The sequence below is a fragment of the Streptococcus suis genome, assembly GCF_019794555.1.
GTDB lineage: Bacteria > Bacillota > Bacilli > Lactobacillales > Streptococcaceae > Streptococcus > Streptococcus suis_AB.
Genome location: NZ_JAIMEP010000016.1, coordinates 22,370 through 49,122, shown reverse-complemented (window position 1 = coordinate 49,122; position 26,753 = coordinate 22,370). Strand labels below are relative to the sequence as shown.

General features: G+C 36.9%; 26 protein-coding genes. 21 read left to right on the top strand and 5 right to left on the bottom strand.

Going from position 1 to position 26,753, the window contains the following annotated elements:
- Positions 1-222 precede the first annotated feature (222 nt).
- Positions 223-879, top strand: a complete 657-nt coding sequence (locus K6V48_RS07635) for a CBS domain-containing protein (protein ID WP_024391904.1) — start codon at positions 223-225, stop codon at positions 877-879.
- Between the two features lie 234 nt (positions 880-1,113).
- Here the strand turns inward: K6V48_RS07635 and K6V48_RS07630 are convergent, their stop codons facing one another.
- Positions 1,114-1,542, bottom strand: coding sequence for a helix-turn-helix transcriptional regulator (locus K6V48_RS07630; protein ID WP_222368863.1), 429 nt, complete (start codon positions 1,540-1,542; stop codon positions 1,114-1,116).
- Positions 1,543-1,888: 346 nt separating this feature from the next.
- On the opposite strand from K6V48_RS07630, the gene K6V48_RS07625 reads away from it, so the two are divergent.
- The 3 genes from K6V48_RS07625 to K6V48_RS07615 all read left to right on the top strand — a co-directional run bounded on the left by K6V48_RS07625 (position 1,889) and on the right by K6V48_RS07615 (position 6,434).
- Positions 1,889-4,111: a glycoside hydrolase family 31 protein gene (locus K6V48_RS07625; protein ID WP_222368860.1), complete on the top strand. Its 2,223-nt coding sequence runs from the start codon at positions 1,889-1,891 to the stop codon at positions 4,109-4,111.
- A 218-nt stretch (positions 4,112-4,329) separates the two neighbouring features.
- Positions 4,330-5,157 (top strand): hypothetical protein, encoded by an 828-nt coding sequence (locus K6V48_RS07620; RefSeq protein WP_222368857.1) that lies wholly within the window; start codon positions 4,330-4,332, stop codon positions 5,155-5,157.
- A gap of 5 nt (positions 5,158-5,162) precedes the next feature.
- A complete protein-coding gene (locus K6V48_RS07615; protein ID WP_160863839.1) occupies positions 5,163-6,434 on the top strand; it encodes a toxic anion resistance protein in 1,272 nt (423 codons plus the stop codon).
- Between the two features lie 663 nt (positions 6,435-7,097).
- Here K6V48_RS07615 and K6V48_RS07610 read toward each other — a convergent pair.
- Positions 7,098-7,964, bottom strand: a complete 867-nt coding sequence (locus tag K6V48_RS07610) for a YitT family protein (protein ID WP_172065642.1) — start codon at positions 7,962-7,964, stop codon at positions 7,098-7,100.
- Positions 7,965-8,106: 142 nt separating this feature from the next.
- Between K6V48_RS07610 and tmk the strand changes: the two genes are divergently transcribed.
- Genes tmk through rsmI form a run of 4 tightly spaced genes read left to right on the top strand, consistent with a single transcriptional unit; the run spans position 8,107 to position 10,829 of the window.
- The gene (gene tmk / locus K6V48_RS07605) at positions 8,107-8,745 is read left to right on the top strand and encodes a dTMP kinase (RefSeq protein WP_172038564.1); all 639 of its coding nucleotides are present in this window, start codon (positions 8,107-8,109) and stop codon (positions 8,743-8,745) included.
- Positions 8,742-9,623 (top strand): DNA polymerase III subunit delta', encoded by an 882-nt coding sequence (locus K6V48_RS07600; protein WP_024391898.1) that lies wholly within the window; start codon positions 8,742-8,744, stop codon positions 9,621-9,623. Before tmk ends, K6V48_RS07600 begins: the two co-directional genes overlap by 4 nt.
- A gap of 23 nt (positions 9,624-9,646) precedes the next feature.
- Positions 9,647-9,964, top strand: coding sequence for a DNA replication initiation control protein YabA (gene yabA / locus K6V48_RS07595; RefSeq protein WP_024391897.1), 318 nt, complete (start codon positions 9,647-9,649; stop codon positions 9,962-9,964).
- A gap of 1 nt (position 9,965) precedes the next feature.
- On the top strand, positions 9,966-10,829 hold the full coding sequence (gene rsmI / locus K6V48_RS07590) for a 16S rRNA (cytidine(1402)-2'-O)-methyltransferase (protein WP_024391896.1): 864 nt from the start codon (positions 9,966-9,968) through the stop codon (positions 10,827-10,829).
- 196 nt (positions 10,830-11,025) lie between these two features.
- On the opposite strand, the gene K6V48_RS07585 is transcribed toward rsmI, so the two are convergent.
- Positions 11,026-11,928 carry a LysR family transcriptional regulator gene (locus K6V48_RS07585; protein WP_172016314.1) on the bottom strand — a complete coding sequence of 301 codons (903 nt, stop codon included), beginning with the start codon at positions 11,926-11,928 and terminating at the stop codon, positions 11,026-11,028.
- Between the two features lie 366 nt (positions 11,929-12,294).
- Between K6V48_RS07585 and K6V48_RS07580 the strand changes: the two genes are divergently transcribed.
- The 10 genes from K6V48_RS07580 to K6V48_RS07535 all read left to right on the top strand — a co-directional run bounded on the left by K6V48_RS07580 (position 12,295) and on the right by K6V48_RS07535 (position 20,366).
- Positions 12,295-13,119: a transporter substrate-binding domain-containing protein gene (locus K6V48_RS07580; RefSeq protein WP_024404897.1), complete on the top strand. Its 825-nt coding sequence runs from the start codon at positions 12,295-12,297 to the stop codon at positions 13,117-13,119.
- Between the two features lie 20 nt (positions 13,120-13,139).
- Positions 13,140-13,823: an amino acid ABC transporter permease gene (locus tag K6V48_RS07575; RefSeq protein WP_024404898.1), complete on the top strand. Its 684-nt coding sequence runs from the start codon at positions 13,140-13,142 to the stop codon at positions 13,821-13,823.
- A 19-nt stretch (positions 13,824-13,842) separates the two neighbouring features.
- Positions 13,843-14,511: an ABC transporter permease subunit gene (locus K6V48_RS07570; protein WP_222368854.1), complete on the top strand. Its 669-nt coding sequence runs from the start codon at positions 13,843-13,845 to the stop codon at positions 14,509-14,511.
- A 17-nt stretch (positions 14,512-14,528) separates the two neighbouring features.
- The gene (locus K6V48_RS07565; protein ID WP_172016317.1) at positions 14,529-15,560 is read left to right on the top strand and encodes a uroporphyrinogen decarboxylase family protein; all 1,032 of its coding nucleotides are present in this window, start codon (positions 14,529-14,531) and stop codon (positions 15,558-15,560) included.
- A gap of 60 nt (positions 15,561-15,620) precedes the next feature.
- On the top strand, positions 15,621-16,331 hold the full coding sequence (locus K6V48_RS07560; RefSeq protein ID WP_222368851.1) for an amino acid ABC transporter ATP-binding protein: 711 nt from the start codon (positions 15,621-15,623) through the stop codon (positions 16,329-16,331).
- Positions 16,332-16,641: 310 nt separating this feature from the next.
- Positions 16,642-17,733 (top strand): 3-phosphoserine/phosphohydroxythreonine transaminase, encoded by a 1,092-nt coding sequence (gene serC, locus K6V48_RS07555; protein ID WP_024397372.1) that lies wholly within the window; start codon positions 16,642-16,644, stop codon positions 17,731-17,733.
- On the top strand, positions 17,733-18,290 hold the full coding sequence (locus K6V48_RS07550; protein ID WP_024404902.1) for a GNAT family N-acetyltransferase: 558 nt from the start codon (positions 17,733-17,735) through the stop codon (positions 18,288-18,290). The genes serC and K6V48_RS07550 overlap by 1 nt, the downstream gene beginning before the upstream one ends.
- Positions 18,291-18,343: 53 nt before the next feature.
- Positions 18,344-19,522 carry a 3-phosphoglycerate dehydrogenase family protein gene (locus K6V48_RS07545; RefSeq protein WP_024404903.1) on the top strand — a complete coding sequence of 393 codons (1,179 nt, stop codon included), beginning with the start codon at positions 18,344-18,346 and terminating at the stop codon, positions 19,520-19,522.
- Complete coding sequence (locus tag K6V48_RS07540) at positions 19,519-20,016, top strand: methylated-DNA--[protein]-cysteine S-methyltransferase (RefSeq protein WP_404830142.1); 498 nt, start codon at positions 19,519-19,521, stop codon at positions 20,014-20,016. The genes K6V48_RS07545 and K6V48_RS07540 overlap by 4 nt, the downstream gene beginning before the upstream one ends.
- Positions 20,013-20,366, top strand: a complete 354-nt coding sequence (locus K6V48_RS07535) for an arsenate reductase family protein (protein WP_172006078.1) — start codon at positions 20,013-20,015, stop codon at positions 20,364-20,366. The genes K6V48_RS07540 and K6V48_RS07535 overlap by 4 nt, the downstream gene beginning before the upstream one ends.
- Before the next feature lie 16 nt (positions 20,367-20,382).
- Here K6V48_RS07535 and K6V48_RS07530 read toward each other — a convergent pair whose 3' ends face one another.
- The gene (locus K6V48_RS07530) at positions 20,383-21,282 is read right to left on the bottom strand and encodes a cation transporter (protein ID WP_222368848.1); all 900 of its coding nucleotides are present in this window, start codon (positions 21,280-21,282) and stop codon (positions 20,383-20,385) included.
- 103 nt (positions 21,283-21,385) lie between these two features.
- Positions 21,386-22,213, bottom strand: coding sequence for an exodeoxyribonuclease III (locus K6V48_RS07525; RefSeq protein WP_024404907.1), 828 nt, complete (start codon positions 22,211-22,213; stop codon positions 21,386-21,388).
- Positions 22,214-22,367: 154 nt separating this feature from the next.
- On the opposite strand from K6V48_RS07525, the gene K6V48_RS07520 reads away from it, so the two are divergent.
- The 3 genes from K6V48_RS07520 (at position 22,368) to K6V48_RS07510 (ending at position 26,591) form a co-directional block, all read left to right on the top strand.
- Positions 22,368-24,029: a hypothetical protein gene (locus K6V48_RS07520; RefSeq protein WP_222368846.1), complete on the top strand. Its 1,662-nt coding sequence runs from the start codon at positions 22,368-22,370 to the stop codon at positions 24,027-24,029.
- A gap of 180 nt (positions 24,030-24,209) precedes the next feature.
- Entirely contained in the window at positions 24,210-25,598 is a 1,389-nt protein-coding gene (locus K6V48_RS07515) for an amino acid permease (RefSeq protein WP_222368842.1), read from the top strand.
- A gap of 123 nt (positions 25,599-25,721) precedes the next feature.
- Positions 25,722-26,591 carry a DUF975 family protein gene (locus tag K6V48_RS07510; RefSeq protein WP_024391880.1) on the top strand — a complete coding sequence of 290 codons (870 nt, stop codon included), beginning with the start codon at positions 25,722-25,724 and terminating at the stop codon, positions 26,589-26,591.
- Positions 26,592-26,753: the final 162 nt, after the last annotated feature.

Genomic DNA, 26,753 nt, shown 5'->3' with positions numbered 1-26,753 from the left:
GGCAACTTAGCCTAACAGCTTCAAGCCTGTTATCAAATGAAATCAATCGCCAACTCATTTATAGTAAAGCAGCTGATTTTGATTAAGGTAAAGTGGCTAACTTCATTATAGAACTTTCAGAGAAAAGAAAACACGAAGTATTTTCAATTATTTTTACAAAACATTGAAATCGTTTTCGTTTTTGTGTTATAATGAATCCATAAGAAACTAAGGAGGTATCTCATGTCTGTTAAAGATTTTATGACTCGAAAGGTTGTTTACATTTCTCCAGATACAACGATTGCTCATGCTGCTGATCTCATGCGTGAACAGGATTTGCACCGTCTGCCTGTCATTGAAAATGATAAATTGGTCGGCTTGGTGACTGAGGGAACTATTGCAGAGGCAAGTCCTTCTAAAGCTACTAGTTTATCTATCTATGAGATGAACTATCTACTCAATAAAACCAAGGTCAAGGATGTCATGATCAAGGATGTGATCACTGTTTCAGGTTATGCCAGTCTTGAAGATGCTACCTATTTGATGTACAAAAATAAAGTGGGTATTCTTCCTGTCGTTGACAATGACCAATTATATGGTGTGATTACCGATCGCGATATATTTGCTGCATTTTTACAAGTCTCTGGTTACGGTGAAGAAGGAGTTCGTGCTCGTTTTATCGTCGACAATAAAGCTGGGGAATTGGAAAAAATTATTCGTCTGGTTTCGGACAAAGAATATAATATCGTCTCAACTGTACAAATTGCTACTAAATCAGGAAAAGTAGTCATTGAAGTACAAATTGAAGGGAAGGTTGATCTAGAAGAAGTTCGGTCACTCTTTGAAGATGCAGGAATTGAAGTTGACAGCCTCGTTCCAACAGTCGCAAAAAATATCTAAAGGTCAAGATTTTTCTTGGCTTTTTCTTTTGGTCAACGATATAAAATCAATGGATTAATTATTGATATCCGAATGATCAGTAGCTTTGAGGCACTATATTATGAGATTGATTGTTGAGATAGATAGCTAAAAAAAGAATGGAGATGAGTACTAATTTAATAGAATTCATCTCCATTCAATGATTCACAATTTAAGATGGTAGGAGTAGTCAATATTGAATGTCTTGCTAGATATCTACAGAATGGTGTTGTCGGAATTCAATCGGTGAAAAACCGGTATTTTTTTAAATGTTTTAGAAAAATATGAATAATTATCATATCCTACTTGATCTGCAATAATATATACTGTTGCATTGCTATTTAATAAAAGTTTTTTAGCTTCTTCAATTCGCTTATCTGTTATATAATTTATAAGAGTTTTACCTGTTTCATGTTTAAATAATCTTGCAAGATGATCTGGGCTAATGAAAACTAAATCGGCAAGCACTTTACGATTTAATTCTTCGGAGTAGTGATGGTCTATATAGTCGATAATAATTTGTGAAAATGTTTGTTGTGATTCAAGTAGTTTAATATAATCACCAGCTGTATTACTATAAAACTCAATGTATTTCAGCCAATCTTCAATGCTGTTAAAACACCGTTCTTGATAATAATCATGCATTTTAGTCTGAAATAGTTTATGGGCAGAGATTCCTTTTTGATCTAATATTACACTGATTTTTTGTAATTTGGTTTATAATATTATTGGTGAGTCTAACGTATATTTGTCTGTATGAAGATGGAATTTTTCGAGCAATAAAAAATAGCTTTTTGTTAATAGTAAAAAAGCCATTTTATAGTATTTTCTTAATCTGGCTGAATATTTTTGTCGTTTATTTTTCAATTAGTAATATCGTTGGCATTTTTACAGCTCTATATGTGTTTACATTTGGTGGAATATCTGCTCTTGCAGGTTTAAATGCTTGGTTGACGAAACACATTTTGAGTATTGCAAAATAGGAGAGGTTATGCAAACAGTTTTTGAAGGAAAAAAATATAGAATATCAGTTTTAACTAATCAGTTAATTCGATTGGAGTATTCAGAGAATGGCTATTTTGAAGACAGATTGACCAGAGTCGTTCAAAATAGATTGTTTACTTCTGAGTTATCTCTTAATGTAATAGAAGATGAAAATCGATTGGAAATTATTACAGATTCTTTACACCTACACTATGATAAAAGTCTTTTTAGTAATAGTGGATTATTTATTGATGTAAAAAACAATCTATCCGCTTATGGGAATCGTTGGTATTTTGGGAACCAATATTCAAACTTGGGCGGGACTAATCGAACGTTGGATTTCGTTGATGGCTCAATAGAACTCGAAGATGGAATAATGAGCAAAAATGGTTTTGCAATATTAGATGATTCGAGCAGTTTTGTTTTTGATAAAATGTGCAACCCTGTAGAAAGGCCAGAGAATGTTATTGATATATACTTTTTTGGTTATGGACGAGATTACTATACAGCTCTAAAAGATTATTATCACCTAACAGGTTCGACACCTTTGCTACCTCGTTTTGCACTTGGAAATTGGTGGAGTAGATATTGGGCTTATTCAGAAGAAGGATACCTTAGTCTTATGGATAAGTTTGAAGCTGAGAATGTGCCTCTTTCGGTAAGTGTAATTGATATGGATTGGCATTTAACAAATGATGTACCAGAAAGATTTGGTAGCGGATGGACAGGTTATTCATGGAATAAAAAATTATTCCCTGATCCAGAGAGATTTTTGAATGAGTTGCATAAACGTGGTTTGAAGACAACTTTAAATGTACATCCAGCTGATGGAATACGTGCCTTTGAGGATGCATATCCGGCGGTAGCGAAACGACTTTCTCTCAATACTACAATTGAAGAACCTGCGCTATTTGACATGTCAAATGAGGATTTTAGAAAGGCATATTTTGAAGAAGTCCATCATCCATTAGAAAAACAAGGTGTTGATTTTTGGTGGATTGACTGGCAACAAGGGACTGAGGGACAGATAGATCCCCTATGGTTATTGAATTATTATCATTTTAAAGATATTACGCGAGAGGGAAATAACAGTGTCATTTTATCTCGATATGCAGGTCCTGGAAGTCATAGATTTCCCATTGGTTTTTCAGGAGATACAGTGACAACATGGGTATCTTTAGCATTTCAACCTTACTTTACCAGTACAGCGTCAAATATTGGCTATACTTGGTGGAGTCATGATATTGGAGGCCATATGCTCGGTTATCATGATGAAGAACTTGCTTTGCGCTGGTTACAATTTGGTGTCTTTAGTCCTATAAACCGCCTTCATAGTTCAAATAGTCCATTTCAAAGTAAGGAGCCTTGGGGCTACAGTTTAGAAATTGCTGAGAGTATGAAAGTATATCTTCGACTTCGACATAAATTTATACCATACCTTTATACAATGAATGTGCGGACCCACGAAAATGGTATGCCACTAATTACCCCTATGTACTATAATTATCCTTATAGCGATGAAAGTTATTCAGTTCCGAATCAGTATTTTTTTGGTTCAGAATTAATGGTGGCTCCTGTTACTGAAAAATCAAACCCTTCAGATAAAAAAGGACGTGTTGAAGTCTGGTTCCCTGAGGGTAAATGGTATAATTTTTTCACGGATGACGAATATGTTGGACCAATCAAACTTCCTATTTATAGAAAAAAAGAAGAGATTCCAGTGTTCGCTAAAGAAGGGGCAATAATCCCCTTGGATGCAAAACCAGCAAAGACAGGTGTGAGATTGCCGGAAATAATTGAATGGCATATTTTCCCAGGAACATCGAATTCATTTGACTTAGTTGAAGACCTTAATGGGAAACGGTTAATTACTAGTTGTGAGCTACGATGGGAGGAAGGGGAGGTTCACATTTCCTATTCAGGTGATGCTACTATTATTCCGGCCAAACGGAAACATCGTCTCATTTTTCATGCAATAAGACAGGAAGACGTGATAGTGGAGAATGGGGATACTAGGGTACCATTTGATGCTACACCACTTGAAAAAAATAGTACATTTATTGACAGAGTTTACGCTTGTTTACAAGATTTGGAAATTGACTATGATACAAAGCACATTGTAGTTCGAGAATTGGAAAATAGTCAAAATATACTGCATAAGATAGCTTCATTAAATCGTTTAGAACCTAGACTTCGTGAACAACTGACTGAATTATTATATATTAGCTGATTTTTCTCCTCCAAGAATAAAAAAATAAATGTATAAATAATTCACACGATAATAAAAAATAATAACTTAAATTATTAAAGTCATGGTATCCCTGTTTGGTAATAACGATATGAAGACTATCTAAAAGTCAAGATTTTTCTTGGCTTTTTCTTTTTGTATTTTTCTAGTATTTTAGAGGAATGTGATATAATAATGTATATCATGTATGAGGAGGCTCTATGGGGCACAAATATAGAAATTACCATAGAAATGGGAAGAAGAATTCGGGCATTACGATATTATTGGTCTTACTTGCTATCAGTTTTATCATGAGTTTTTGGTATATATTACTGCCACTTGGACTCTTGATTGGCTATGTATATAAACGAGATGCCATTCACCGATTCTTGAATAGTGACCAAATAAAACGAATCCAAACCTTGATTTTTTCCATTCGTTCTGGCTATGAAAAACACCAAGAGTTGCTAGCAGAACAGGGAGAGAATCAGTCAGTCCTGCAGTTGCGTAAACGCCTGCTAGGTCAATTGTTCGAACTGGATCAACTGTATCAAAAGGTTGGAAAATACCTTGACGCTTATGCAAGCAAAGAAGCTGTCGATACTTTGCAGCTGAAATACCAATTGAAATTACCAGAAACTAAGGTAGAAAAAGAAACGAGTGAACAGGTTTCACCTAGTGGTGGTAAGGTAATGGATGAACAAGCAATGATTGCAGAAATTGCGCCAGAGATTTTAGAAACCTATTGCAATATCCAAAGAGACAATCTTGTTATTCTTGAAAAGCTAGAAAATACAAGCGATAAAAAGGAAGAGTTGACAGCTATTCATGAGGCCAATATGCAACGGTTTAACGATATTCTACAAGGATATGTAAAAATAAAGAAATCGCCAAAAGATTATTTCAACGCTGAAGAACGCTTGACACAGGCAAAATTGGCCATGGAAAGTTTCGATAAGGATTTGGACGATACCATTAAGCAATTCAATGAAGCTGATATGAAAGACTTTGAAGTCAGTCTACGTATGATGAAAAGGGAAGAGGAGTAAAGAAGATGTCAGGATTTAATTTTGATATTGATCAGATTGCAAGCAATAGTTTGAATGTAAAAGACAAGACGACAGAAATCATCCAAGCTACGCCAGCAGGAGATAGTCAAAAAGTATCGTTTTTGGCTCAATTAACGCCAGAGCAACAGACGGGTATTCGTGCAAAAGCACCTCAGTTGGTTGATAATTTCTTGGCTAATCAAAATGCGCTCTTGGATTTTGGTAAGGAAGCGGTAGAAGAAGTCAACGCGACGGTCAATCACATTTTGTCAGAACAGAAAAAGATTGAAATTCCACAGGTAGATGAACTGTTGGCCAATACCAATCGTGAATTGAATGGATTTGTAGCGAAATATAAAGATATTTCCACATCGGTGGAATTGGAAAAGAAACCTGGATTCTTCCAACGCTTGTTCAAACAAGCAAAGAATGATTTGCAAGAATTCTACTTTGATTCTCAGACCATTGAAAAGAAAATGGATAGCATGGCAGCCAGTGTGGTCAAGCAGGAAGAAGTGTTGGCACGTAATATTGTCTCTGCTGAGCTTTTGATTGAAAATAATACCAAGTCGATAGAGAATTTAGTCGGAGTTATCGCCTTTATTGAAGCGACTGGTCAGGAAGCGGCTGAACGAGCGAAACAAGCACAAGAACAGATTGCGAACTTGGCACCGACTACTGTTGAGTATCAAGTTGCTTCTGAGAAATTGGCGCGCGTGACCGAAGTGGCAAATATCCTTGAACAGCAGCATTCTGAATATATGAGCCGTTTGTATGTTGCTTGGACAACGACTCCCCAAATGCGTAACCTAGTAAAAGTATCGTCAGATATGAAACAGCGCTTGGGAATGTTGCGTCGCAATACCATTCCAACAATGAAACTGTCCATTGCACAGTTGGGCATCTTGCAACAGTCAATCAAGTCAAGTCAGACGGCAGATGCGATTGTCAATGCTAATAATGCTGCACTTCAAATGCTTGCGGATACATCAAAAGAAGCTATTCCAATGATGGAACGGACAGCCCAAAATCCGACCCTTTCAGTAGCATCTGTTACCAAATTAGCAGAAAGTTTGGTTGCTCAAAATAATGGTATTATTGCAGCTATTGATGAAGGACGTCAGAAACGTCGTGAGTTGGAGGCAGCTATCGTACGTTCTGCTGAGACCATCAATGACTCAGTGAAATTACGCGACCAAAAAATTATTGCAGCCTTGTTAGACCAAGGAAAAGAAGCACAAACAGAAGCAGAGCAACCGTTGGAAAACCCACAATAAGAACCAAATATCGTTTGTGTGATGACCCAACTTTTATTCACCAAAATGAAGATTATCTAGATACTATTAAACACATAGCATGATATTGTAGTGCCGTGTGTTTTTATTTGTAGTAAAATAACTGGAAAGAATGATATTGTGACCAAATGTTGACAAAAGTTACCTCTTTTTGATTGACTTAGATATACATGTTTGCTATTATAAAATTATAAAGTTGCATTCAGGATTCACTTACATTACATTTATTAATCCATCATTTTTAATAATTGACTTATTTTACCAGGAGGTTATCCTATGAAATCTGATTTCTTCAATATTTGTCTAGCGATCAGTTGCTCTGCTTTAGCGATTATCTTGTTCCTTGACTCACACCTATCTTACGATAAAGAATATTTGAGACCTCTGTCTTACATTGTAATTATATCTTATATCTTTTTCTTAATCGTCACTAAAATATCTGAAAAGAGAAGTAAGTAAGGATAGATGAAAATGAATATTGCACTTATTGCCCAATCGCTCGGTGGTTAAGAAGAGCCACAGTATATTTATTTTATAGAGAAGTCTTAGCATAAAGCTAGTAAAAAACACATAAAATCTTTGTTGCTACAAGCATTGATTTTATGTGTTTTTTTATATTAACAATTTTTTACTTATGTTGTTTTATTAATCATGTTGCAAAGGTTGTTTATTCTTATCTAAAGTAAACCCTTCGCCAATTACCTCATGTGCGTCAGTAATGGTGATAAAGGCATGCGGATCTATTTGATGAATCAGCTCTTTCATTTCTTGTAACTGACTTTTATAGATTACAGAATAAATCATATTGATATTGGTTTTGCTATAAAAGCCTTGCGCCTTTATGAAGGTGATACCACGTTCGATTTTTTGGTCAATCGCTTGCGCAAGCTCTTCTGATTTCTCAGAAACAATCATAACACCCTTGCTACCATATCCACCATCTGCTACCAAGTCTATTATTTTAGAAGCGATACCAACCATCATTAGTGTGTATAATACCAGACGAATATCTTGGAAAACAAGGACGATCAGCGTTAAAACAATGGTATCAATTGCGAAAATAATTTGGCCAATAGAATAGGGGAGGTATTTGTGACCAATACGTGCAACAATATCACTACCACCAGTTGTCCCACCAGAGCGGAAAATAATACCCAGACCAAGTCCAATGAGTAATCCCCCAAGGATGCTTACAAGGATTAGGTCTTCATGTAAATCAATGGCAAATGGAACCTTTTCAAATAAGGCTAACCAAACGGTTACACTAAGGGTTCCAAGAATGCTCAGATAGAGTGTTTTTCGTCCCAGAATTTTCCAACCAATGATGAATAAGGGAATATTGATAACAATGTTCATTACCCAAGGCTGTACCTTAAAAAGATAGTAAACAATCAAACTTAATCCTGTCGCACCGCCTTCAAATAAATGGTTTGGCATGATCAGATAGTTCAAACCAAAGGCAAATAAACCAGCACCGAATACAATCAACAGAATATTTCTGAAACGTAGCATACTTTTTCACTCTCCTTAGAAATCTATATTGACATTGTACGGTATTTGGTGAAGAAATACAAGTCAATTTTCAAGTGCTTTTTTGGCTAGATTTTGGTAAAATAAAAAGAACTATGAATGAGCAAATCGAAAGGTAGAGACAGTGAAACAAGGAATGTTTATTACATTTGAAGGTCCGGATGGAGCTGGTAAGACTACGGTATTACGGGAATTATTACCAGCTTTACAAGAGCTGGGACCTGAAGTGGTGACAACGAGAGAGCCAGGAGGTGTAGCCATTGCAGAGGAGATTCGTAATATAATTCTCAATCCTGCAAATACCGAAATGGATGACAAAACGGAGCTGTTATTGTTTATTGCTGCTCGACGTCAGCATTTAACAGAGAAGATATTGCCACCATTGGCTCAAGGAAAACTACTATTGATTGACCGTTTTATCGATTCTTCAATTGCATATCAAGGTTTTGGTCGTGGTCTCAATGTGGCTGATATCAACTGGCTCAATCAGTTTGCGACTGATGGATTAAAACCTGACTTGACCCTTTATTTTGATATTGATACAGAAGAAGGATTGGCACGAATTGCCCGCAATGCGGATCGTGATGTGGACCGCTTAGATATGGAAAAGGCAGATATGCACCGTCGGGTACGTCAAGGCTATCTCAGCTTATTGGAACAAGAGCCTGAGCGATTTGTTAAAATTGATGCCAGTCAACCGTTGGAAGCAGTCGTTGCGGATGCTCTGGCGGTCATTAAGAAACGGTTTTCGGAAAGAGTATGAATATTCAGGAACTAAAAGATCTTCAACCACTGGTCTATCAGCAATTTGTCACGATTCTAGAACAAGGTCGTTTGGCACATGCTTATCTATTTTCAGGTGATTTTGCGAGCTTTGAAATGGCCCTTTTTCTAAGTCAAGCTTTGTTTTGCCAAGAAAAAGTTGGTGTTCTTCCTTGTGGAAAGTGTCGCTCTTGTCGGTTGATTGAATCAAATGACTTTTCGGATGTGACCATTGTGGCGCCCCAAGGTAATTTCATTAAAACAGATACGATACGGGAGTTAGTCAAGAACTTCTCTCAGTCTGGTTTTGAATCTAGCCAGCAAGTATTTATCATACGTGATGCTGAGAAAATGCATGTGAATGCCGCAAATTCTCTGCTCAAAGTTATTGAAGAGCCTCAGTCGACGATCCATATTTTTCTTTTGACCAATCAAGAAGAAGCTGTTTTACCAACCATAAAGAGTCGTACCCAAATTATCCCATTTCCCCAAAATCTTCCATATTTAGAGAGAATTCTAGAGGAAGAAGGCTTATTGAAAACACAAGCGAGTCTTATCGCACGACTGGTTTCTAGTCAAGAAGAGGCGAAAAGGCTAGCTACAAACAAATCGTTTATTGACTTGCTGGGTCAAGCGAAAAAGTTTACAGAATTGCTTTTAACTGATACTAACCGCGCTTATTTACAAGTAGGGGTGCTGGTTTCTTTAGCGGTGGAAAAAGCAGAGCAGGGGCGCTTGTTTGATGTGTTGAGCTTGTTACTTGCAGAAAGATTAACAGAGATGATAGCTCGTGAAAAAATGGACGCAGTCCTGAAAGCCAAGAAAATGTGGCAGGCAAATGTCAGTCTGCAAAACTGTTTAGAATACCTTACCATGTAAAACGAATCATTGAAAGGACAGGAATGGATAAAAAAGAACTATTTGATGCACTTGATGATTTTTCACAAAATTTATTGACAACCTTGGCTGATGTGGACGCCATTAAAAAACATCTTCAAAGTGTTATTGATGAAAATACACGATTACGCTTGGAAAATTCTAAGTTGCGTGAGCGTTTGGAGAAAGAAGATAAGATAGGACACAAGCCTTCAAACTTTGGTAAGGAGAATTTGGAGAATATCTATGAGGATGGTTTCCATATCTGTACGTATGAATACGGCAAACGTAGAGATAATGATGAACCGTGTATGTTCTGTATTGAATTATTGAATCGAGATTAGAATGAAACTACAAAAATCATTTAAGGGTCAGTCGCCCTTCGGGAGCCTCTATCTGGTCCCCACTCCGATTGGAAACTTGCAGGATATGACCTTTAGAGCCATTCAGACCTTGAAAGAAGTTGATGTCATTGCATCGGAAGATACCAGGAACACAGGTTTGCTTCTCAAACATTTTGAGATTGATACCAAGCAGACCTCCTTTCATGAACACAATGCTCATGATAAAATTCCTGTCTTGCTTGATTGGCTCAAATCTGGTCAATCAATTGCTCAAGTATCTGACGCTGGTTTGCCTTCCATATCAGACCCTGGTCACGATTTAGTGCGTGCAGCAATTGAAGAAAATATTCCTGTAATTTCCCTTCCAGGTGCTTCTGCAGGGATTACAGCTCTCATCGCATCTGGATTAGCCCCACAACCACATATTTTCTATGGTTTTTTACCGAGGAAAGCAGGACAACAAAAGGAATTTTTTCAAGAAAAAAGAGCCTATCCAGAGACTCAGATTTTCTATGAATCGCCTTACCGTGTGGCTGATACCTTGGAAAATATGTTATCGGTTTATGGTGATCGTCAGGCTACGATTGTTCGGGAGTTAACCAAGCTGTTTGAAGAATACCAAAGAGGTTCAATCTCAGAACTCCTCGCCTATCTTGAAGAAAACCCGCTTAAGGGAGAATGCCTGATAATTGTAGCAGGAGCTGGTGAAGAAGATCACCCATCAGCTGAAGAAGTGGATTTAAAAGCTGAGGTAGAAAAGGAAATTGCAGGTGGTCGGAAACCCAATCAGGCCATCAAAGAAGTAGCCAAACGTTACCAACTAAAAAAACAAGAAGTATACGATATCTATCATGGACTAGGCTGATGCCTAGTTTTTTATATTGAATAGACATTTGAATTCGCTTTGATACATCGTCACTTTCAGCTTGTCATATTCCCAACTTAGACCATTCTAGTAAGCTGTATCTCATTTCCTTGTCTGAAAGCTCTTCATTCAACAATGCGTTTTTTAAGCATAAAAAACAGCCTAGAAACCATTTTTAAAATGAATTCTAGGCTGTTTATGCAGTTGTATGTGGTGTCAAACTCAGCTTGATTTCATCAATAAAAGAGGAAGTAATATCTGTGATATTCTTCTTTTTATTTGTCACGTAACCCAAAGTATGGGTTGGACTATCTTTTAAGGGAATGAGAACAATTTGTTCTTTGATAAAACTATTTACAATTCCGAGACCCGAGGCATAGGCATTGCTTGCACAAAGTAGATTCATGACAGTACCTCTGTCATTACTATAAATGATTGTTTGGTTTTTATGGATTTCAAGAGGATCCTCATCAAAAGTGATGCCCGATTTATCCTGTCGGAATCGTACTTGCTGATAGCCAACTAAATCTTCCTCAGATATTTCAGATAGTTGAGCTAGCGGGTGCTGTTTCCCTAAAAACACACGTGTAGGAAAATCTCCTAATGATGTAAATTCTAAATCTTGATTTTGGATGGACCGCTCTAGAATATCTTTATTCTCTTGATTGATAAAGATAATTCCTACATCTGATTCGAAATTTGCAACACTCTCTATGATACGTTTTGTAGTAGTTTCAATTAATTGAAAATCTTGATAGTCCTCTTTATACTGCTCTGCCATTCTGGCCAAGGGGATGGATAAAAAATCATAATGATGAGATGCAACGGTAAAACTCTTCTTAAAAGTACTATTATAGCGGTGTTCAAGTAGGCTGAGCTCACCTAGAATCCTTTTAGCATACTTTAGAAAATCATGTCCCTCCTCAGTGAGGCGAACTCCTTTATTGGACCTCAAAAATAGTTGAGCCCCAAGTTGACTCTCTAAATCTTTGATAGAGCTTGACAGATTTGGCTGAGTCACAAACAGTTCTTTTGCTGCTTGGCTAAAAGAACCTGCTCGTGCAACAGCTTCAACATACCGACATTGTTGTAAATTCATGTAGCACCTCCTTTACCATTTCTAGTGTTATTATAGCAAAACCAACCCTATATTTTCGGTAAAACTCCAATACAAATAAACTATGACGCGATAGTCTTTATCTATGGGGAAAAAGAAAATCGATGAAAATACTACATTTTTTATCTCAAAAATGTATTTTCTCGAATAATGCTCATGCAAATCGTACTTAAATAGATAAAATTCATCAAAAATGACGGTATTATGCTAAATGCTATTATTAAAAACTATAGCAATGGATAGTTGGCTTTTATAATAAATTTTTCTTATAGCTAACGATAAAAAATATAGATTTTGCAAGTATAAATTGCGATGGTAAGATAGAGAAAAAATTTAAGGAGACATTTTATGAAAAAATATTTTTATATTGTCGTTGTGGTTTTTCTAGCTTTCTTTTTTATTTTTAAAAATAGTGCTTCTACAAAGGATGTTAGTTCAGATTCGAATAAAGTTACGGTAGCTTTAGAACAAAATACACAACCTTTAAGTTATACAAATGATAAAGGTGAATTGGTTGGTTATGAAGTTGATATTATTGAAAATGTAAATAAGGTAATAGAAGGATACGAAATAGCGATTGAGTCTGTATCAGCTGAAGCAGCAGAAGTCGGTATTGAAAGTGGAAAGTATGATCTAGTTGGGGGAGGTCTATTTAAAACTGAAGCTCGAGAGGAAAAATATCTTTTTCCGACAGAGAATACAGGCGTCAGTACAATTGAAATATATAAACGAGCTGAGGATGAAGATATTCAGACATTAGATGATTTGGTTGGAAGAAAAATTAGTCCTGTTACAGCAAATGGTGGAATATTCAATTTGTTAACAACTTATAACAATAAAAATAAAGATAATCAGATTACGATTCCATTAGGTGAAAGTGGGGAGTTGGCCCAACGGTATCAAGGTCTAGCCGATGGAAAATATGATGCTGTTGTTATGCCATCAAATTTTGGTGCTGATAATATTATTGAACAATTAGGTTTGGATATTGTTACTGCCGATGAACCAGTACAAGTTAATGGTACATACTTTATTATTTCTAAAGATCAGAAAGAATTTAAAGATGCATTTGATAAAGCAATTAAGAAATTAAAAGATGATGGCACTTTATCAGAGCTTTCAAAAAAATGGTTTGGAGAAGATATGTTTCAGTATGAAATAACTGAACAGTAGGATGAGGTGATGGGCTGAAGATGAAGATCGAGTATATTATTGAAATATTACCTAGTTTAGTTTCCAAAATACCGGTTGTGTTTATAGTTTTTATTCTATCATTCATCACAGCCCTAATATTAGCAATAGCGATTGTGCTAATTAGAAAAATTGAAATTCCGATTATTAATACAATTGTTAAAATTTTTATCTCATTCTCTAGGAGCGTTCCTGGACTAGTACATTTATTTCTCGTATTTTATGGATTGCCCAGCATATTACTGAAGTTCAATATTGATATTAATAGTTGGAATAAAGTTTATTTTTCCATCCTAGCACTTTGTATCTATCATGGTTCGATAATTTCAGAAATAATAAGACCAGCATTTGAAGCAATTCCTAAAACTCAGTTTGAAGCTGGAATTAGTATTGGGATGACTTCGATACAAACAGTAATTAGGATAATCATTCCTCAAATGTTTCCAATCATTTTACCAAGTATCTGTAACACTTGTATTGACTTATTTTTAGACACTTCGTTATTGTTCATCATTGGTGTAGCCGATATAATGGGTCAAGCAAAGATATTATCAGCGAATTCATTTGGTATATATCAAATTGAAATATACTTTACGGTTGCATTAATCTATTGGTTCTTTTGTTGGTTTATTGGAAGAATCTTTATAAAACTAGAAAGATACACAAATAGATTTTTAATGAATTGAGGAAAACAGGGTGGATAAAATGAATATTATAAATAATATAATCTTAGTTGTACCATATACCTTACTAATTGCATTATTAATATTACTTATCGGTCTATTTGGTGGTACCATTGTTGCATTTATTCGTTCTAAAGATTATGTATTTATATCTAGTATCTTAAATTTATATGTTTCTTTTACTCGTGGAGTACCAATTGTTGTTCAATTATTAATCGGACAAGCTATATTGCCCAAGGTAATTGAAACATTATGTAAACTAATAGGGAAAGACTATCAGCCGCAAAATTTCCCGATTTTATTGATGGTATTAATATGTTATGGATCATATCAAATTGTCTTAGAATCGGAAAATTTAAGAGGAATTTATCAAGCAATAGATATCGCACAATTTGAGGCTGGTTATTCAATTGGACTAACAACAAATCAGATACTACGAAGAATTGTGATTCCACAGTTATTACCAACAGCATTTCCAATTGTACTAAATTCATTGTTAAAAATTGTAAAATCACTTTCTGTAGCTTTTCTAATTGGCTTTGTGGATATAATGGCAGAGGCAAGATATGAGGCAGCACTTTCTTCAGAATATATTTTTTCTTTCTTTGTGGCTGGAATTATTTATTGGATTATTTGCTTATTTTTCCAATTTTTGATTTCAGTATTCCATAGATATTACACTATTCCATAAAAGTTGAGGAGTATTTAATGACAAAAAATAATAAAATAAAAAAAGTTCTTAATGGTGAATTCGTAGAAGATATTCCATTTTCATTTTGGTCACATTTTCCAGAGGTAGATAGAGAGCCAGAATTAATTGCTGAAGAAAGTTATAAACTTTATAAAAAATATAACTTAGATTTCATCAAGACAATGAATAATGGAATGTATGCAACCGAGGATTTCGGCTGTATTATTGATTATTCTAAAATTGAATTTGGTGGGGTTGCCCAAATCCATTCAACTCCAATAAATAGTTACTCAGATTGGAAATCTCTTAAACAACTAAGTCTGAAATCATCACCTGCGTTGCAACGAGAATTAAAATATCTTAAGTTGTTGCTTGAAAAGGTTGACGGTGAGGTTCCTGTTGTAATCACAGTATTTAGCCCGTTAACAATTGCGGATAAAATTTGTGATGGACACATTCAAGAAATGATTGAAGAAGATGAAGCTGGTGGATTATTATTAAAAGAGGCACTTGAAAAAATTACAGAAATTACTCGAGAGTTTGTTGAAGAAGCAATAAAAATTGGGGCTGATGGAATATATTTCGCGAGTCAACTAAGTACTTTCGATAGATTAAATCAGAAACAATATATTGAATATGGTCGACCATATGATTTACAAGTTTTAGAAAAAGCAGAGGATGGCTGGTTTAATACAGTTCATTTGCACGGTAATAGGATTATGTTTGATATTGTAAAAGATTATCCTGTGCAAGCAATTAATTGGCATATAGGAGAAAGTTATCCATCTCCTCGAGAAGGTCAAATCTATTCTAAAAAGGTTATAATGGGTGGAATAAATCGACACGATGTGAGTGATTCAAATTATAATGAACTACATCATCAGATTTATCGTACAATTTTTAGAACTCACGGGAAAGGTTTAATATTAGCACCTGCTTGTGTAATTCCTAAACCTTTCGAAGATGAAACTATACAGTATTTAATTAAAGTAAAAAAAGAAACTGAGTTAATCTTTAATTCAAACTTTTTAGAAAGCAGCCTCCTTTAATTTTCCTAACAATTGTTTTAAAAAACTTGAAAATTATGTAAAACTTGTATAGGAGAAGATATGTTAGAAGTTAAAAATATTGAGAAATCCTTTGGTGATAAAAAGGTTTTGGACGGTGTTAGTTTAAGGGTTGATCAGGGAGATGTCGTTGTCATTCTCGGTCCATCTGGTTCTGGAAAGACAACTTTCTTGAGGACCCTTAATTATTTGGAGAAGGCTGACGCAGGGCAATTGACTCTGGATGGAAAAGACTATGATTTGGCCAAAATCAGCCGAAAAGAAGTATTAGAAATTCGTCAAAAAACAGCCTTTGTTTTTCAAAATTATAATCTATTTGCCAATAAAACAGCTATTGAAAATATCTTAGAAGGATTAGTGATTGCAAGGAAAATTCCAAAAGGTGAAGCCTTAGAAATTGCGGAAAAAGCCCTAGCGAAAGTTGGTTTATCGGACAAACGAGATGCCTATCCGAGTCAGCTTTCAGGTGGGCAGCAGCAACGGATAGGTATTGCGCGTGCTATTGCGGTAAAACCAGATGTCATCCTGTTTGATGAGCCAACTTCTGCTTTAGACCCAGAGTTAATTGGTGATGTCTTGTCGGTCATGAAGGAATTGGCACAGGAAGGGATTACGATGGTAGTGGTTACGCATGAAATGAGTTTTGCTAGAGATGTCGCCAATCACGTCATCTTTATGGAAGGTGGCCATATTATCGAAGAGGGCGAGCCCAAACAATTTTTCGCTCGACCGAAAGAAGAACGAACCAAGTAATTTTTAACAAGAATCATACCAGAATTAAATATTGACCCAGTCATCTAAAATGATTAGCAGTGCTAGTCATTTTTTTCATACTTCAAAGTTGAATTTTCTCATTATTTGTTAATGTATGGTGTATAAATTTGCATTTATTATGAACTATGTGGGAGAATATAAAAGAAACAACATCGAAATCGGGATAAATAGTCTAGTTTTGTATGTATATCAAACCCAAAACCGAATTTTTTTATGAAATTAAAACATTTTATGGAATTGTCTGAATATTTGTGATATAATGAACAGACTAACATATTGGAGGGATTTTATGACAATCTACAACTTTTCTGCAGGTCCTGCAGTATTGCCAAAACCAGTACTTGAACGCGCCCAAGCTGAATTCTTGGACTACAATGGTTCGGGAATGAGTGTTTTGGAGATGTCGCATCGCTCCAAGGACTTTGATGATATTATAAAGAGCGCTGAGGCAACACTTCGTGAATTGATGGCGATTCCTGATAACTATAAAGTTATTTTCTTGCAAGGCGGAGCATCATTAGAATTTACAATGATTCCGCTCAACTTCGCTCAAGGCAAAAAAGCTTACTATCTTGTAGGTGGTTCATGGGGCAAAAAAGCCTATACTGAGGCAGTGAAGTTGTCTAAAACTATTGCCTTTGAACCAATTTTGCTTGGTTCAACAGAAGATATTACCTATGCAGAATTGCCAACTTTCGATAAAAATGATATTGATCCAAGTGCAGCCTATGTGCATTTGACAACAAATAACACTATTGAAGGAACAGCTGTATATGATATTCCTGACACTAATGGTGTGCCAGTGATTGCTGATATGTCTTCAAATATTTTAGCAGCTCGTTATAATGTTGAAGATTTTGCCATGATTTATGCTGGGGCCCAAAAGAATATTGGCCCTGCAGGTGTGACGGTGGTGATTGTTCGTGAGGATTTCCTCAATGATCAGCCAATGCTTTCAAGCATGTTGGACTACCGTATTCAAGCAGAAAATGAGTCCCTGTATAATACACCACCAGCATACTCTATCTATATTTCTAAACTCGTCTTTGATTGGGTGAAAGAAATTGGTGGTGTTGATGAGATGGAAAAAATCAACCGTGAAAAATCTGGTTTGCTTTATGACTATATCGACCAGTCTGATTTCTACACAAATCCTGTTCGCAAAAAAGAAGAGCGTTCAGTAGCCAACATTCCTTTTGTTTCACCAAGTGAAGAATTGGATGCAAAATTTGTCAAAGAAGCGACTGCAGCTGGATTTAAGAATATCAAAGGTCACCGTTCAGTTGGCGGAATGCGGGCATCATTATACAATGCCTTCCCACGTCAAGGTGTGGTTGATTTAATCGAATTCATGAAGAAATTTGCTGCGGAGAATGCTTAATGGAAATTAGATTAGCGCATCCAAACGAGATAGAGGCTATTGTCAATATTCTTGAAGAAGCTAGGGCTTTTCTAGCATCTTCTGGTATTCATCAATGGCAGGGAGAGTATCCCAATAAAGACAATGTCTTTGACGATATCCTTTCTGGACGTGGGTATGTTGGCTTAGTGGACGGAAAAGTGGCTGCTTATGCAGCGGTTAACCGTGGTCAGGAAGAAGAGTATGAGGCAATTTACGATGGAAAATGGCACCATAACAATCCTGTCTATACGACTTTCCATAGAGTGGCAACTTCCAATGAGTTTCGTGGTCAGGGAGTTATTCAAACTTTTTTGCAAGGCTTAATTGAGGGGCAAAAAGGACCAGATTTCCGCTGCGATACTCATGAGCAAAATAAGGCAATGCAACATATATTACAAAAACTGGGCTATGTCTATTGTGGAAAGGTTCCAATAGATGGAGAACGGTTAGCCTATCAAAAAATCAAACACAAGAACGAACGTAGTCTTTATCAAGAGATTGATGAAGACGACCGTTGGTTACTCGGAAATAATTAATGAATTATAGAAAGTAAAGGCGGTAGCTATTCCGCCTTTTTAGGTAAAAATAAATGGTATTTAGCGTACGTACTTTTAATAATATCAACCAAGTTGGCCTGAAAGAATTGGGCAATAAATTCCAGATTGATGGAGATCATGCAAATAATCCTGATGCCTTTATTATTCGTTCTGAAAACTTGCATGGATTTGATTTTCCTGAAAATCTTAAAGCGATTGCTCGTGCAGGTGCTGGAACCAACAATATTCCAATTGAAGAAGCGACTGAGAAGGGAATTGTGGTTTTCAACACTCCTGGTGCCAATGCCAATGCGGTAAAAGAAGCAGTTATTGCTTCCATCCTCTTGTCAGCACGTGACTATATCGGAGCGACTGCATGGGCTAACACCCTTTCAGGAGATGATGTGCCAAAGCAAGTTGAAGCAGGTAAGAAACAATTTGCAGGAACAGAGATTTCAGGAAAAACCTTGGGTGTCATCGGCTTGGGTGCAATTGGTGCCCGTATTGCGAATGATGCACGTCGTTTGGGAATGAATGTTCTTGGTTATGATCCCTATGTGTCTGTTGAAACAGCTTGGACGATTTCAAGCCATGTCAAACGTGTGGATGACTTAAAGGAAATTTTCACCAACGCCGATTACATTACTGTTCATGTACCATTGACAGATAAGACTCGCGGACTTTTCAATTCAGATAGTTTTGGACAGATGAAAAAAGGAACAACCCTCATTAATTTTGCTCGTGGCGAATTGGTTGTCAATGCAGACCTTTTCGAGGCAATCGAAGCGGGAGTGATTAAGAACTATATTACCGACTTCGGTACCGAGGAAGTTCTCAACAAAGAAAACATTATCGTCTTTCCACACGTTGGTGGATCAACAGAAGAGGCTGAACTGAATTGTGCTATTGCTGCTGGTCAGACCATTCGTCGTTTTATGGAAACTGGTGAAATCATTAATTCAGTTAACTTCCCGAATGTGAAACAGTTCTTGGATGCACCGTACCGTATTACCTTGATCAATAAAAATGTGCCAAATATTGTTGCAAGTATTACAACGGCTGTATCTGAATTAGGGATTAACATCGATAACATCATTAACCGATCTAAAGGTGATTACGCCTATACATTGTTGGATTTAGATGAATCTGATGAAACCAAAATCGCGAATTTGGTCGAAAAATTCAAGGCGGCAGATGCGATTACAAAAGTGCGAGTAATTAAACATAAATAATGCTATATAAACAAATCTATAAGAGTCCCTTAGGCTCAATCTCCCTTATAGCTAGTGATAAAGGCTTGATGGGCGCTTGGTTTGAGGGACAGAAGTATTATGAAAAAGGAGTGACGGAAGAGGTATCTGTCACTTCTCATCATGTCTTAGAGCAAGCATGTGACTTGTTAATAAGCTATTTTTCTGGGGAAAATCCAGATTTTAGTCCCCTGCCACTTGATCTAAGAGGGACAGCATTTCAGTTAAAAGTTTGGAAGATATTGCAAGAAATTCCTGCGGGTCAAACGACTACTTATGGGCAAATTGCCAAAGAACTTGGTATTCAATCAGGTCAGGCTATTGGTGGCGCGGTAGGTCGTAACCCCCTATCCATTATTATTCCATGCCATAGAGTATTAAGTGGGGATGGAAAATTGACAGGTTATGCTGGCGGTCTAGACAAGAAAATCTGGCTCTTGCAACATGAAATTCCAGGATTTGAGGTAAAGAAATGATTTTATTTTATGAATATCCAAAATGTTCTACTTGTCGTGCAGCTAAGTCTGAGTTAATCAAATTAGGTGTGGAATTTGAAGCGATTGATATCAAAACGACCCCACCAAGTGCAAGTCAATTAAAAGACTGGATGGAGGCGACAGGATTTGAATTGAAAAAATACTTCAATACCTCCGGAAATAGCTATCGCGAGTTAGGTTTGAAGGATAAATTTGACAGTCTGACTTTAGAAGATGCACTTGGTTTACTAGCAAATGATGGTATGCTTATCAAACGCCCTTTGTTGATCAAAGACGGTAAAATTCTACAGATTGGTTACCGAACCAAATATGAAAATCTCGACCTTTGAAAGATCGAGATTTTTTTCATAATGCGTATTCGACGGAAATGTATTCGTGTTTCTTCTTTAGTAAATAGAGCATTTGCTGCTTATCTTCCAGCAGTTTTCTAACAATTTCATGCTGAACATTGTGCAGGTTGATCTTTACTCGTATATTCATTCCCTGCTTGAAAATATGTATTTCAATATTGCCCGCATGGTCATCTAAATAGGTTTCTAAAATTTCATAAATGGAATCGTGAATTTCGGGTGCTTGAATGGTCCCGTTTGCTAATTCTTTAAAGGAAGCAACCAGCCCATCCCATGGTTCTTTAAAGGAAATGAGAGCTAGTACCACAGTTAGGAAAAAGTCCCCTGTGTAATGTAAAAAACCGAATGGACTACTGATTGGGATAAAGTGAAGGAGAATGACAGCCAAACCGATGGCTCCTGAAATAAGACCATCAACTAAATTTCCCTTAGACTCTGCTTGGATAATGATGGACATGTGGTTTAATCTTGCACTCATGTGGCGATTATAGAAATAGAGTCCCATACAAACAAGGAACATGGTTATTGTGTAGGGAACAACTGGGCCAGTGGTCATTGTATGACCTATCCCGTTGACGAAATAGGCAAAAGCAGTAGCACTTGTTTCTAATACTGCAAATAGTAATAATAGTAGGGTTGCGAGTGATTTCATGATGGCATATAGAGGTTCTAAAAAATAGAGTCCCTGTGGAAAAGTAGTTGTTTTCCGATGGCTATTTTTTGAAATATAAAAGGCTACCATTGAGGAAACAAAAGCAATGAGTGAAAAGACACCATCTAAGAGCAGTGCGTTTAATCCTGTCATAATGTACACAGCCAGACCCGCTGTTCCGCTCAATCCATTTACGATTGAGGACACGATAAGAGATTTTCTTTCGATTTTTTTATGATTCATGACTCCTCCTTTACTAGTTTATATATATATTATACCACATTTTGCAATCGTTTACAAATCTGTTGATTTTAAAAACCTAGCTTTTGCTAGGTTTGTAAGGGGATTAGACGTTAATTTCCATCACAATTGGTGTATGGTCTTGACGAGCACCAGAATCAATCATGTCCGATTTGGTAACCTTATCAGCCACTCGGTCACTAACTAGCCAGTAATCAATTCTCCAGCCAGTATTGTTGATTTTACTGGTGCGGCTACGTTGTGCCCACCAAGTATAGGCGTTAAGAACATCACCATGTAAATGACGGAAGGTATCTGTAAAACCATGGGCTAATAGATTTGTAAAGCCTTGACGTTCTTCATCTGTAAAACCTGGGGACTGACGATTGCTTGCTGGATTTGCAAGGTCGATTTCCTTATGCGCAACGTTGTAATCGCCTGTTGCGAGAACAGGTTTTTGGCGATCTAGTTGTGAAAGGTAGGCAGCATATTGGAGGTCCCAGATTTGGCGGTCAGCCAATCTCTTCAAACCATCGCCTGCATTTGGTGTATAGACCTGTGTAACAAAAAATTCATCAAACTCAAGCGTGATGATGCGCCCCTCGGCATCCATGGTGGTTGGTGCCCCAATCTCAGGGAATGTTATTGTAGGAGTGAGGTGGTTCTTATAGAGAAAGAGTGTTCCTGCATACCCTTTGCGAGCGGGCTCCACTGATGAGCGCCAAGTATTGAAATAGTCAGGGAAATAGGATTCTAATATTTCGAGATGCTTCTTAGTAGGTCCCTTATCAGATAGCTTGGTTTCCTGAATTGCAATGATGTCAGCGTCCTCTGCTACAAGAGTTTCGATGACGGCGCGTGACAGCAATGCACGAGGAGATTCAGCTGTAAGAGCGGCATTTAGGGAATCAATGTTCCAAGAAATAAGTTTCATATGGTTCCTTTTCTAGTTTGTTCTGACTAATATTATATCAAAAATACTGATTCCGAGCGAATAGGGAGTTTGGAAATATGTTTTAGTTACTTGTATGCAATTACCAAAACTATGTTATAATATAACTAATAAATTAATGTTTGTGGAGGTATATATGAAAAGAATATTGATTGGTTTTGTCTGGCTTGCTCTCATTTTGGAAATCCTAGTTTACTATTGGTTTCAGCTACCAGCTTTCAATTTTCTGAGTCTAGAATTTTGGTTTTTCATACTTCAGTCTTTTGGCTTGTTGTGGATTGTACTCGCAATCACTAGCAAAACTAGTCCGATTCGGAAAGTTACCAAGATTTCAGGTCGTAATCGTCAAGTGGAGTCTTACCAATTTTCGTCGGGGAAATTGCCGACTTATCTCAGTTGGTTGGGCCGTGTTTGGGTTGTATTTGTTTTGCTGATTATAGTTCTAGGGGTCATCAATTCTCATATTTTTCGTGCGAAAGATTATGCTTCAGTAGTGACTGTGGAAGAAGCGGATTTTAAGACAGATTTTCCTGAGACAGATATTTCAAAATTGGCACTTTTAGATCGTGCGTCGGCTGAAAAGATTGGTGATACCTATCTGGGTACCATCGATAAGGTTTCACAGTTTGGTATTTCGAATGATTACCGCCAAATTACAATCGGACAGCAACCGTTTCGTGTGTCTCCATTAGAGTATAAGAGTTTTTGGAAATGGCTGAGCAATCACCAAGATGGTATTGGCTACTATGTAAAAGTTAATCAGACGACAGGTAAGGCAGAACTTGCCAAGCTGAACGAAGCCATGCATTACTCTGATTCTGAGTTTTTACTTAATGATACTTTGCGACATCTTCGTCTCCAGTACCCATCAACTATTTTTGGTAAGCCTTCGTTTGAAGTGGATGACAAAGGGAATCCCTACTATATTGCAACGATATACGAGCCAAAATTTGGACTGTCATCACATGATCCAATTGGTGCTATTGTGTTAGATGCGGTTACAGGAGAAAGTAAGAAGTATCGTCTAGAAGAGATTCCTGAATGGGTGGACCGTGTTTATTCTGCTGAAAATGTCATCAGTCGTGTTGATGATCATTACACCTACCAGAATGGTTTTTGGAATACCATTTTCAGCCAAACAGGTGTGAAAAATACTACGGATAGTTATAATTATATTTCCATCGGTTCAGATATTTATCTCTATACCGGTATTACCTCAGCGACAGCGGATTCATCAAATCTTGGTTTTATCCTTGTCAATATGCGTACTCGTGAAATTACTAACTACAAATTGGCTTCGGCAACAGAGTCAGCTGCTCAAGAGTCAGCAGAAGGGGAAGTGCAGGAGAAAGGCTACAAAGCAACTGCTCCAAGTTTAGTCAAATTAGCGGATACAGCTTACTATTTGGTATCCCTAAAAGATGATGCTGGTTTGGTTAAATCTTACGCATTGGTAGATGCAGAAGATTACCAACAAGTCACAGTAAACAATGATGTGGCCAGCTTAATTTCACAAGTTACTGGTAGGGATGCATCTAGTCTAGCTGGACTTGCAACTACGACAAATGGAGATTCGAGTCAACCTACTGAAGTGGTAACGGGCAAGGTGGAGGCAGTTGCCAGCCAAATGATTGGTGGGTCAACGGTATATTATATCCAATCGGAAGGCAAGATTTATAAGGTTAAGGCTACTGAAGACAGTACAGACCAGTTGCCATTTATTAAGGTAGGCGATCAGTTTACTGGTCAATTGGATAAAAAGAATTACTTGCAACAGGTTGTCATCAATCCTGAATAAGAAGAAGTGGAAGTTTGTCTGATGATGTCAGACGATCTTTCACTTTTTTTATTTTCGTGCGAAATGCTGGTTTTTATTGTATAATGGAGCGTTGTGATTTTTTCTAGTGATTTTCAAAGAATATGAGAGCGTTTATCTAGGATGATAACTTATCAACAATCTATGGTTTAGGAGTTGTTTATGAATCTGTTGAGGAAAAAACAGGTAGGGGAGCGCAGTAGTCAAATGCGGCGCCACTTGGGTTTGGTTGATTTGATCTTTTTAGGGATTGGTTCAATGGTGGGGACAGGTATTTTTACAGTGACGGGGTTGGCTGCTGCCCAATATGCTGGTCCTGCCTTAATTATTTCTATCGTCATAGCAGCAATTTCAGTTGGTTTGACAGCATTATTCTATGCTGAATTTGCCTCACGCATACCTTCGAACGGCGGAGCTTATGGGTATCTGTACACGGTTTTCGGAGAATTTCCTGCTTGGATTGCTGGTTGGCTGACCATTATGGAGTTCTTGACAGCAGTTTCGAGTGTTGCATCGGGATGGGGTGCATATTTGAAAGGACTCTTAGCTCATTTTGGTATTTCTATGCCAACTGCATTGAATGGTACCTTCAACCCTGCTGCGGGTACTTATGTAGACCTCTTACCAGTTCTGGTCTTGGTTTTCGTAATAGGGGTTGTTTTACTAAATTCTAAGGCGGCACTTCGTTTTAATTCAGCCTTAGTTATCTTAAAATTCTCTGCCTTGGCCTTGTTTGTGATTGCTGGTATGTTCTTTATTAAACCGTCCAATTGGGCTGATTTTGCGCCCTTTGGGTTTGGAGCGATTTACGGTGGTCAAGCAGGTATAATGGCAGGAGCTTCTCTCATGTTCTTTGCCTTTCTTGGCTTTGAATCCATTTCGCTAGCTATAGATGAGGTAAAAACACCTGAAAAGAATGTGCCAAAGGGAATCGTCTTATCCCTCTTCATTGTCACAATATTGTACATTATAGTGACATTAGTCTTAACAGGGATGGTGCATTATTCTAAGTTGAATGTGGCAGATGCGGTTGCTTTTGCGTTGCGGGAGGTTGGTTTAGGCTGGGCAGCAAGTTATATTTCTGTTGTGGCCATTCTGACCTTGATTACAGTATGCATCTCGATGACTTATGCACTCTCACGGATGGTGTATTCGATTAGTCGCGATGGATTATTGCCGAAATCCTTGAGTCAATTGACCAAAACCAGTAAGGTTCCTAAGAATGCGACGATACTGGTTGGAATATTTGCGGTGATCTGTGCGGGTATTTTTCCTTTAGCAACCATTGCTTCCTTTCTGAATATTTGTACTTTAGCCTATTTGATGATGTTAGCAGTCGGTATCATTCGTCTTAGACAAATAGATGGGTTGCCAAAAGAAGGTCAGTTTAAAACACCGCTGGTACCCTTATTGCCTATTTTATCAATTCTGATTTGTCTTTCCTTTATGTTCCAATACAGTCTTGATACTTGGTTAGCTTTTGGAATTGCCTTAGTAATTGGTATGTTCATTTATTTCTTCTATGGCTATGGTCATTCTGAAGCAAAATAATGTTTATCTCTTCTTTATTTGAAGGGATTTTTTCTACAATTTTTTTATAGAAATACTGGAAAATTAAAAAATAAGATAGTATAATATATTAAAGAGAGACACAAATATGAAAGGAGAAGTGCGATGTCAAATCGAGATATTCGTGCTAAAGCAACAGCCATTCGTGAAAGTACGGATGGGATGATGACCTTATTTTTAGCACCTGTTCTCATTATGGTCCTATCAGATGTTTTAGATCGGATGTGGGGACAGGCAGGTATTGTTTTATGGGGAAACACTTTTGTGAAAAATGGTGTGACACGCACTATTCATTATATTTCACTTGGTCCGTCATCCCTTTTTGATTTCTTAGTACAATGCTTGCTTGTAACAGCTTGTTTTCAATTGATTAGGGTGGTCCGTAATGAGAAAAGTATCGTTTCGTTCAAAGATTGCTTTTCTCTGCTTGATGGTAAAAATTTTTTACCGATTGTAGTGACAATTTTATTGAAACAAATTTTTCTCTATGTTGCTGCATTTCCAACTACAGTCGGAGTTGCATTGATATTACTTTCATTTTATAATTCAATTTTTATTGTTGAAGCGCCTGTTGGATATTCTCCAGATTTTTCGAGCCTTTTCAATTCGACAAATTTGTATTTAGGTCTCATACTTATGCTAGTTGGGATTGTTTTGAATTTATATATTAATTATGGGCTCAGTCAGGTCTCCTTTTTGCTATATGACTATTTGGACAAGGATTTGTACACATCGCCCTTCAAGATATTTAAACAAAGTTGGCAATTGATGAGTGGGAATAAATGGCGTCGATTCTTGTTAGATCTTTCTTTTATTGGCTGGTTTATTGGCGTTATCTTGACGTTAGGGCTCCTAGGGCTCTATGTATTCCCTTATTACTGGACCTGTCAAGCGCTGTTTTATGAAGATTTAATAGCTAAGAATCCTTTGGTTTTTTCCGATGAAAAAACACTCGTTACCTCAACCCCTGCTTAAGTTGTGAGTGTCACAAGCACTTTAATCGATAAATTGTGGCGAATCCCTTCAAATCGAAGGGATTTTAGCATATTTCGATAGAAATTAATGGAAAACAGATGAAAAAAGTTATATACTATAGTTAAAAGTGCGTGTTTATCAAATACTGTAGTAGTGTATAGA